This window comes from Pseudorhodobacter sp., assembly GCF_030452865.1.
GTDB lineage: Bacteria > Pseudomonadota > Alphaproteobacteria > Rhodobacterales > Rhodobacteraceae > Pseudorhodobacter.
This window is the reverse complement of record NZ_JAKDLJ010000123.1, coordinates 1-8,618: the sequence shown is the minus strand read 5'-3', so window position 1 is coordinate 8,618 and position 8,618 is coordinate 1. Positions and strand designations below refer to the sequence as shown.

The 8,618-nt window shown below is 59.4% G+C and carries 11 protein-coding genes; 8 read left to right on the top strand and 3 right to left on the bottom strand.

Annotation, left to right across the window (positions count from 1 at the left end; genetic code table 11):
• Positions 1-607 (top strand): sulfite exporter TauE/SafE family protein (locus L0H65_RS09165; protein WP_301458569.1); only part of this gene is annotated, 607 nt, incomplete at its 5' end.
• The gene (locus L0H65_RS09160) at positions 604-1,401 is read left to right on the top strand and encodes a TIGR02186 family protein (RefSeq protein ID WP_301458568.1); all 798 of its coding nucleotides are present in this window, start codon (positions 604-606) and stop codon (positions 1,399-1,401) included. The genes L0H65_RS09165 and L0H65_RS09160, both read left to right, overlap by 4 nt.
• Positions 1,402-1,424: 23 nt before the next feature.
• On the opposite strand, the gene L0H65_RS09155 is transcribed toward L0H65_RS09160, so the two are convergent.
• The 3 genes from L0H65_RS09155 to L0H65_RS09145 are packed head-to-tail and all read right to left on the bottom strand — an operon-like array spanning position 1,425 to position 3,738.
• A complete protein-coding gene (locus tag L0H65_RS09155) occupies positions 1,425-2,747 on the bottom strand; it encodes an MATE family efflux transporter (RefSeq protein ID WP_301458567.1) in 1,323 nt (440 codons plus the stop codon).
• Entirely contained in the window at positions 2,747-3,307 is a 561-nt protein-coding gene (locus tag L0H65_RS09150) for a PaaI family thioesterase (RefSeq protein WP_301458566.1), read from the bottom strand. The genes L0H65_RS09155 and L0H65_RS09150 overlap by 1 nt, the downstream gene beginning before the upstream one ends.
• Positions 3,304-3,738 (bottom strand): PaaI family thioesterase, encoded by a 435-nt coding sequence (locus tag L0H65_RS09145; RefSeq protein ID WP_301458565.1) that lies wholly within the window; start codon positions 3,736-3,738, stop codon positions 3,304-3,306. Before L0H65_RS09145 ends, L0H65_RS09150 begins: the two co-directional genes overlap by 4 nt.
• A 138-nt stretch (positions 3,739-3,876) precedes the next feature.
• On the opposite strand from L0H65_RS09145, the gene L0H65_RS09140 reads away from it, so the two are divergent.
• The 6 genes from L0H65_RS09140 to L0H65_RS09115 form a co-directional block, all read left to right on the top strand.
• On the top strand, positions 3,877-4,242 hold the full coding sequence (locus tag L0H65_RS09140) for a MerR family DNA-binding transcriptional regulator (RefSeq protein ID WP_301458564.1): 366 nt from the start codon (positions 3,877-3,879) through the stop codon (positions 4,240-4,242).
• A 173-nt stretch (positions 4,243-4,415) separates the two neighbouring features.
• The gene (locus L0H65_RS09135) at positions 4,416-4,835 is read left to right on the top strand and encodes a MerR family DNA-binding transcriptional regulator (RefSeq protein WP_301458563.1); all 420 of its coding nucleotides are present in this window, start codon (positions 4,416-4,418) and stop codon (positions 4,833-4,835) included.
• A gap of 35 nt (positions 4,836-4,870) precedes the next feature.
• Positions 4,871-6,646, top strand: coding sequence for an acyl-CoA dehydrogenase C-terminal domain-containing protein (locus tag L0H65_RS09130; RefSeq protein WP_301458562.1), 1,776 nt, complete (start codon positions 4,871-4,873; stop codon positions 6,644-6,646).
• 58 nt (positions 6,647-6,704) lie between these two features.
• A complete protein-coding gene (locus L0H65_RS09125; RefSeq protein WP_301458561.1) occupies positions 6,705-6,917 on the top strand; it encodes a hypothetical protein in 213 nt (70 codons plus the stop codon).
• 279 nt (positions 6,918-7,196) lie between these two features.
• Positions 7,197-7,832 (top strand): glutathione S-transferase family protein, encoded by a 636-nt coding sequence (locus L0H65_RS09120; protein ID WP_301458560.1) that lies wholly within the window; start codon positions 7,197-7,199, stop codon positions 7,830-7,832.
• 11 nt (positions 7,833-7,843) lie between these two features.
• On the top strand, positions 7,844-8,618 hold a 775-nt coding region (locus L0H65_RS09115), incomplete at its 3' end, for a beta-ketoacyl synthase N-terminal-like domain-containing protein (protein WP_301458559.1).

The window sequence follows — 8,618 nt, the reverse complement described above, 5'->3', positions numbered from 1 at the left end:
GCGGCTTGGCCAGATTGACCTGTTCGTGCAGCTTTCCTATGTGGTTTTTCTGGGGCTGATCGGCGCGATGATGCTGAAAGAAAGTATTGGCGCTTTGCTGCGCGCGCGCAGATCCGGCGCGCCGATCCGTCGGGCGCATGTGCATTACTCGGTCCATAAACTGCCGCTGAAGATGAAATTCCGCGCCTCTGGCCTCTATATTTCGGTGATTCCGCCGATGCTGGCGGGCGCGGCTGTCGGTTTTCTATCGGCGATCATGGGGGTCGGCGGCGGCTTCATCATGGTGCCGGCGATGATCTATCTGCTGGGGATGCCGACCAAGGTGGTGGTCGGCACCTCGCTGTTCCAGATCATTTTCGTGACTGCCTTCACCACCGTCATGCATGCGGTCAGCAGCCAGACCGTGGATATGGTTCTGGCGCTGCTGCTGATCATCGGCGGCGTGATCGGCGCACAGATCGGATCGCGTATAGGGGTGAAACTGCGGGCGGAACAATTGCGCATCCTGCTTGCCCTGATGGTGTTGGCAGTTTGCATCCGGATCGCCCTTGGGCTGCTCCTCACCCCGGATGAGATTTATTCTGTCACAGCGGGGAGGTTGCCGTGAAGCGCCCTCTCCTGCTTTTTGCGTTGCTGCTGATGGCATCCCCCATTTCGGCGCAGGACGTGATAGCGCCTCCGGTTGACGCGACGGGTGAAACCATTGTCGCGGGGTTGAGCCAGAACCTGGTGTCAATTACCACCACCTTCAACGGGTCAGAGGTGCTGATCTATGGCGCGGTCAAACGCGACGCCCCGGTGCCGGTCGGCGCCCCGCTGGAGGTGGTGGTGACGGTGCAAGGCCCGTCGAGCCCGATGACCGTGCGGCGCAAGGAACGGCGCTTTGGGATCTGGATGAACACCGCAACTGTCAACATCAGCCGCGCACCAAGTTTCTACGCCATCGCCTCCTCTGCCCCGCTGAGCGATGCGCTGTCCGCGACCGAGGATCTACGCTATCAGATCACGATTCCGCGCGCGATCCGGGCGGTTGGCATCTCTGGCGAGGCCGAGGATGCACCGCTGTTTCTGGACGCGCTGATCCGCTTGCAGGCAGAGCATGGCGCCTATGCCTTGACCGAGGATACGGTCAATCTGGTGGAATCGACGCTGTTTCGCGCCGATATCGCGATGCCGGCCGACCTGACCGAAGGCGAATACAAGGTGCGGATGTTCATCACCCGGGCGGGCATGGTGGTCAATATGCACGAAGAAGTGATCACCGTTCACAAGGACGGGTTTGAGCGTTGGATCTTCAACCTCGCGCATCAGCAGTCGCTGCTTTACGGGTTGCTGTCGCTGGTTCTGGCGGTTGCGGCGGGCTGGGGGGCGTCGGCCCTGTTCGGTTTGATCCGCCGCTGAAATTCCGTTCCGGTTCAGCCCGTTCACACCCCTGCTGCGCGCTGTTCAACCATGGGCCACAAGCGCCCCATTGTCACACCACGCGCGAGGTTCAGAACCATCAGCGCGGCCCAAAGCCCGTGATTGCCCCAAAGCGGAATCAGGATCAGCAGGGACAATCCGTAGATCAGCACCGACAGCAGCATGGCTTGTCGCATCTGCCGCGTCAGGGTTGCGCCGATGAAAATGCCGTCCAGCATCCAGGCCGCAACCCCGATGACCGGGGCCGCGACCAGCCAAGGCAGAAACTCACGCGCGATCAGACGGACATTCGGCGCGGTGGTCATCAGGTCAATCAGCGACGGCCCTGCCAGCAGGTAGAACAGCGACAAGCAGATAACCGAAGCCACCCCCCATTCGCTGCTGACAATCGACGCGCGGCGGGCGGCGCGAACCGAGCGTGCACCCACCGCCTGACCTACCAGCGCCTCTGCCGCGAAGGCGAAACCATCAAGGAAAAACGCGGCAATGGTCAGAAATTGCAGCAAGACCTGATTGGCCGCCAAGGTTACATCGCCCAGACCAGCGCCAAGAAACATGAAACTGGTGAAGCTGATTTGCAGCAGGACGGAGCGAATCATGATGTCGCCATTGACCGTCGCCATATGCCGCAAGGCCGCAGCATCACGGAGCCGCGCCAAACCTGCCGCCAGCGCCGCCCCGAAAGCCGCGCGGCAGAGCCACAACCCATAGAACAGCCCCGACCATTCGGCGATGAGCGTGGCAATCGCTACGCCTTGAACACCCCACCCGAGGCCCAGCACGAACCACAGGTCCAGCGCGATGTTTACGCCGTTGATCCAGAGTTGCAGGATCAGGACCGAACGTGTGCGTTCAGTTGCAATCAGCCAGCCAGTCACAGCATAAAGCGCAATCGTCGCCGGTGCGCCCCAGATGCGGATCGACAGATAGCCATGTGCAAGGGTTTCAACTTCGGCGCTGCCGGGCGAAAGCCACAGCGCCGCCCGGATCAGCGGCAGTTGCGCGATGATGAAGAATGCGCCAGCAACACCGCCAATGATCAGCGCGCGCAAAAGAATCGCGGTGCTTTCCGCCAGATTACCCGCCCCGACCGCCTGTGAGGTCAGCCCGGTGGTCCCCATCCGCAGAAATCCGAAAATCCAATAGACCGAGGAGAGGATGATCGCGCCAAGCCCTACCGCCCCGATCGGCGCGGGTAGCCCGATCTGCCCGACAACGGCGGTATCCACCGCGCCCAGCAACGGGATGGTGACATTGGCCAGAACGATCGGGATGGCAACCCGCATCACACGGGCATGGGTGATTTCGGGCATCATGTCAGGCATCAGGGTGCCAACAGCCCGTTCTGCCCGCCATCCCCGTTTTGCCCGCCGTTATCGTCGCGCGATGGCATCAGAAAATGCCCGGTGGCCTGTGCGAACAAGCGTGAACGGTTGTCCTGCCAAGCCTCCACATGCACCGAAGCATAGCGCCGCCCCGACCGATTGATCCGCGCCCGCGCATAAGCATCGCGCGGCAGGCCAGAGCGCAGATAGTCGACGGTGAAATCAATGGTCTTCGGCAACCGGAACGCGCGCAACGCCTCTGGTGAGGTGGCATCGAGCCGCCCTTGCTCCATTTCCTCCCACAGCAGCGACCAGCTTAGTTCAATGATCGCTGCCACTTCCAGAAAGGCCGCAGTCGCCCCACCATGGATCGCCGGCAGCATCGGGTTGCCGATCAGCTTTTCGTCGAAAGGCAGAACGGCGGTCAATTCATCGCCGCGCCGGTCAAAATGAATGCCGAGAAACTGGATATAGGGCACACCGTCAACAAGGCTTCGCAGTGCCGCATCGCGCCGCTGTTTCACCACCTGCACCGGCTCGGGTTTCCGTCGCTCGCTCATCCCCGGCTCCCTTTTGTGCGCTCCAGTGTGAATGCGCCGGTTGCCGCTGCAACGGGTCGGCTCGAATCCTCGTCGGTGGTGGTGACGCGCACGAAGGCGACGGAGCGGGTGACATGGTAACATTCCGCCCGCGCCGTCAGCCGCTGGCCGGGGGTTGCCGGGCGCATGTAATCAATCCGCAAATCAATCGTCGCCGTGGCTGCGGGCTGCGAGGCATGGCACATCACCGCCGCCCCTGATGCGGTGTCCATCAGCGCCGACACCGCACCACCATGGATAACCCCGGTCGCCGGATCACCGACAAAGCGCGGGTCATAAGGCATCGCGACCACGGCCAACCCGTCTTCCAGCAGTTCCAACTCCATCCCCAAAGCCGTCGCATGTGGTAATGCGGTGATGAATTGCTGCACGAGTTTCTTATTATGCGTCATCCGGTCCTCGGTTTCGTTTGGCGTTCATGTTCCCCATCACAACCAAAGCCGCAACCCCCCTTTGCACCAAAGGTCAATATGCAAGCTGCGATTGACTGTCCCCCGCAACGCGATATCTTGACCCGCAGGAGGAGTGAGATGCCCGATACCCGCCTGAGCTTCAAGGAAATGTGCGCCCGGTTTGATGTGACACCGCGCACCCTGCGCTACTACGAATATATCGAGCTGCTGGAACCCGCAAAGGATGGCCGCGCCCGCTGGTACAGCCCGCGCGAAATCGCCCGCATGACCCTGATCCTGCGCGGCCGCCGGTTTGGCTTCAGCCTGGAGGAAATCCGGCAATGGTTGCTGATCTATCAGCAGGACGGCAGTAAACCGCAACTGCAAGCCTGGATGGAGCTTGCCGACCGCCAGCTGACCGAACTCGACCGCCAACGCAGCGAACTGGATGTGACCATCGCCGATCTGCGCACCCTGCGCGACACTGCCGCGAAAGAGCTTTGAGACCAGAGCGCAGCAATTTGGACCGGCGTAGAGGACGACCCCGCGTCACAGTGAACTCTGACGCCACGTTACAGTGACGTTAACGTCAATTTCTCTGGTATGTTGGTGGCAGAGTTCCCATGTGACCTAAGGGAAGGGGCGAAACACCCCGCTTTGAGCCAGTGAGAGATGCCATGACCGCCGACACCACAATGACAATTCGTGCGATGTGCGAGGCTTTTGAGGTCACGCCCCGCACCTTGCGCTTTTACGAATCCAAGGAACTTCTATTCCCCAAACGTGCCGGGACGAAACGGCTCTACAATCGGCGCGATCGCGCGCGACTGAAACTGATCCTGCGCGGCAAGCGTTTTGGCTTCAGCCTCGAAGATATCCGTCAACTGCTGGACCTTTATGATCGTGAAGGTTCGGAGCGTGCGCAATACCTCAAAACCTACGTTTTGGGGCAAGAGCGCCTTGCCCAAATGGAACAGCAACGCGATGAATTGACCGAGGCAATCACCGACCTCAAAGCCGAATTGACCGCCGCTGAACCTTTGTTCAACACCTATTCCGCCCAAAAAACCGGATCACCCAGCAAATCCGCTGCTTGATCCAAACACCATTTTTGCCCAAAGGGGACAGCCCGATGCCGATCTATAACGCACCCGTCCAAGACATTCAGTTTCTGCTGCAAGACGTTTTGAAAGTTACTGAAACCGGCGTGCCGGGCTATGAGGATCTGGAAGCTGATTTTACCGGCGCCGTGCTGGAAGAAGCCGGCAAAGTCGCGCGCGATGTGCTGGCCCCTCTGAACCTTTCCGGTGATCAGGAAGGTTGCACCTTGGAAAATGGCGTGGTCCATACGCCCAAAGGCTTTGACAAAGCCTTTGCCGCGATGAAGGAAGGCGGCTGGACCGCACTCGATTGTGATCCGGACTACGGCGGCCAAGGACTTCCCTATGTGATGGGAACCGCCGTGGGTGAGATCTTCGTCTCCGCCAACATGGCCTTCAACATGTATCAGGGTCTGACCCATGGTGCCTATTCCGCGATCCATGTGCATGGCACCGGTGCACAAAAGACCACCTACCTGCCCAAAATGGTCAGTTGCGACTGGACCGGCACCATGAACCTGACCGAACCGCACGCAGGCACCGATCTCGGCATGATGCGCACCAAGGCCGAACCGCAAGACGACGGCAGCTACCTGATCACTGGGCAGAAGATTTTCATCTCGGCGGGCGAACATGATCTGGCCGAAAACATCATCCATCTGGTGCTGGCCAAAGCCCCCGGCGGCGGCGAAGGCACGAAAGGCATCAGCCTTTTCATCGTGCCAAAATTTCTGGTCAAGGAAGACGGCAGTTTGGGCAAGCGCAACGGCGTATCTGTCGGCTCGATCGAGCATAAAATGGGCATCCACGGCAACGCGACCTGCGTGATGAACTATGACGCGGCGCAAGGCTGGCTTTTGGGCGATTTGCACAAGGGCATGAAGGCCATGTTCACCATGATGAACGAGGCGCGGCTGGGGGTGGGCCTGCAAGGTTATGCCGTGGCCGAAGCCGCCTACCAAAACGCTGTTGTCTATGCCCGCGAACGCCTACAAGGCCGCGCCGTGACGGGGGCGGAAAACCCGTCCGGACCCGCCGACCCGCTGATCGTGCATCCCGATATCCGCCGCAGCCTGATGGATCAAAAGAGTTTCGTCGAAGGTGCGCGGGCGCTGACCTACTGGGGCGCACATCTGATCGACAAATCCAAACGCCAAGGCGATGAGGCTGCCGAAGGATTGATCTCCCTGATGACACCAGTGATCAAAGGCTTTCAAACCGACAAAGGGTTTGAGATGGCAGTTCAGGCACAACAGGTTTGGGGCGGCCACGGCTATATCGAAGAAAACGGCATGAGCCAATTCGTCCGCGATGCCCGGATCGCGCAAATCTATGAAGGCGCGAATGGCATTCAGGCGCTGGATCTGGTGGGCCGCAAACTGGCGCAGGATGGCGGCAAGCATGTGATGGCTTTCTTTGACATGGTAAAAGCCTTTATCAAAGAGAACCAAGATGATGCCCAGATGAAACCCTTTACCGACCCGCTAAAAGCCGCGTCCAAGGATTTGCAGGCAGCGGCGATGTATTTCATGCAGAACGGCTTGAAGAACCCAAACAACGCGCTGGCCGGGTCTTACGACTTCATGCATCTGATGGGCCATGTCTGCCTTGGTCTGATGTGGGCGCGCATGGCAAAAGCGGCCTTTGTGGGGCTTGCCGCGGGCAGTGGCGACAAAGCATTTCTGGAGGCGAAAATCGCCACCGGTCACTATTATATGACGCGCCAACTACCTGCCTCCGCGACGCACCTTGCCCGCATTGAAAGTGGTGCAGAACCGGTGATGGCACTCAGGGCCGAAGCATTCTGAAGTATGGTTGGCGCGGTGCGCTGAAGCGCAGCCTACCCCCGTTGAAGTGGAGTTACGAATGCCCAAACGCTTTCGCCTGACCCGCCGCTTCCCGGTCGCGATGACCGAAGACGGCTATCGCCGCCTGAAGAGGTTTGCCATCGACGCAGGTTTGGACGAAGGTGAGGCGTTGTCGTTTCTGTTCGAAAATTTCGGATCGGTAATTGATCAGGACAACCTTGCCCACCGGCTCCGACTGTTCAATTCCGAACTCGAGGCGCGCAAGAACTGACGTCGTGCAATCACCAAGCGGAGGATCAGGTATTTGGACCAAGATGAAATGGAAAAGATGCGCCCCGGTTCAGGGGATCGGTCCAATCCATGTGAGAGCTTCACGCAAGACCGGGGCGACTTCACCTTGGGCGGTCATCGGCTCCTCAGCCTGTACCGCAAACATGATACTAAGATGCCAAGGTTAACAAATCGTTGTTCATCTTGGTGAAAATACCTCACGGGGGTGCGGGGGGGTGAAACCCCCGCTCCTGCCGCCCACCAACAGGAGGCAGATCAGATGACCGCACAACTCTATTGCTTTGGCGAAAGCGGCAACGCCTATAAGGCCGCGCTGGCCCTGACGCTTGCGGATATGGACTGGGAACCGGTTTTTGTCGATTTCTTCAACGGTGAAACCCGCAGCCCGGCCTTCCGGGCGATCAACCAATTGGGCGAAGTACCGGTGCTGGTCGATGGCGATATCGCCTTGACGCAATCGGGCGTGATCCTCGATTACATCAGCTCCAAAACCGGTAAGCTTGGTGGGCGTTCCGCAGCGGAGCGCCGCGAGGTGTTGCGCTGGCTGTTTTGGGACAATCACAAGTTTTCCGGCGTCATCGGCTCCACCCGCTTTTTGATGAACTTCCTCCCCCCCGAAAAGCGCCCCGAGGCGGTGATAACGTTCCAGCAAGCGCGGTTGAAATCCGCTTACGCCCTTCTCAACGACCATCTGGCCAACTCTGACTGGATCGTTGGCGATCAACTCACCATCGCCGATCTGTCCTGCGCGGGCTATCTCTATTACCCCGAACCTTTCGGCTTTGACCGCAAGGAATGGCCCCATATTGACCGCTGGCTGGATGCGATTGCCGCCCAACCCGGCTGGAAGCCGCCCTATGACATGATGCCCGGCAAACCCTCGGACCGGGCGTAAGGAGAACAACCATGACCGAAGCCTATATTTATGATGCAATCCGTTCCCCGCGTGGCAAAGGCCGCGTTGATGGAAGCCTGCATGAGCTGACCTCGCTGGCGCTTTCCGCCAAGGTGTTGAACGCAGTCAAATCCCGCAACGGGTTGGAGGGCCATGCGGTGGAGGATGTAATTTGGGGCAACGTCACCCAAGTCGGTGAGCAAGGTGGTTGCCTTGCCCGGTCTGCCGTTCTCGCCTCTGACCTTGATCAATCCATTCCCGGCCTTGCGATCAATCGCTTTTGCGCTTCCGGAATGGAAGCGGTGAACCTTGCCGCCAACCAAATTCGCGGCGGTGCGGGTCAAGCCTATATCGCCGGCGGTGTGGAAATGATGGGCCGCGTTGCCATGGGGTCGGATGGTGCTGCGATTGCGGTGGACCCGAGCCTTGCGATGAAAACCTATTTCGTGCCGCAGGGCATTTCCGCCGATATCATCGCCACTGAATTCGGCTTTACCCGCGACCAAGCCGATGCTTTGGCGGTGGAAAGCCAGCGGCGCGCGGCGCAGGCATGGGCCGAAGGACGCTTTGATAAATCCGTGATTGAGATCAAGGATCAGAACGGCCTGACCATCCTTGCCCGTGACGAATACCTGCGCCCCGCAACCGATATGCAAAGCCTTGGCGCGTTGAAGCCCGCCTTCAAGGATATGGGCGAGGTGATGCCCGGTTTTGACAAAATCGCGATGATGAAATACCCGCATCTTGATCATATCAACCACATCCACCACGCGGGCAATTCCTCTG

What these genes read in the sequence shown, in the direction of transcription:
- L0H65_RS09150 (WP_301458566.1), bottom strand. Translation starts at nt 3,307, where the DNA reads ATGAGCGAGCGACGGAAACCCGAGCCGGTGCAGGTGGTGAAACAGCGG.
- L0H65_RS09120 (WP_301458560.1), top strand. Translation starts at nt 7,197, where the DNA reads ATGACCGCACAACTCTATTGCTTTGGCGAAAGCGGCAACGCCTATAAG.
- L0H65_RS09155 (WP_301458567.1), bottom strand. Translation starts at nt 2,747, where the DNA reads ATGCCTGACATGATGCCCGAAATCACCCATGCCCGTGTGATGCGGGTT.
- L0H65_RS09135 (WP_301458563.1), top strand. Translation starts at nt 4,416, where the DNA reads ATGACCGCCGACACCACAATGACAATTCGTGCGATGTGCGAGGCTTTT.
- L0H65_RS09125 (WP_301458561.1), top strand. Translation starts at nt 6,705, where the DNA reads ATGCCCAAACGCTTTCGCCTGACCCGCCGCTTCCCGGTCGCGATGACC.
- L0H65_RS09130 (WP_301458562.1), top strand. Translation starts at nt 4,871, where the DNA reads ATGCCGATCTATAACGCACCCGTCCAAGACATTCAGTTTCTGCTGCAA.
- L0H65_RS09140 (WP_301458564.1), top strand. Translation starts at nt 3,877, where the DNA reads ATGCCCGATACCCGCCTGAGCTTCAAGGAAATGTGCGCCCGGTTTGAT.
- L0H65_RS09145 (WP_301458565.1), bottom strand. Translation starts at nt 3,738, where the DNA reads ATGACGCATAATAAGAAACTCGTGCAGCAATTCATCACCGCATTACCA.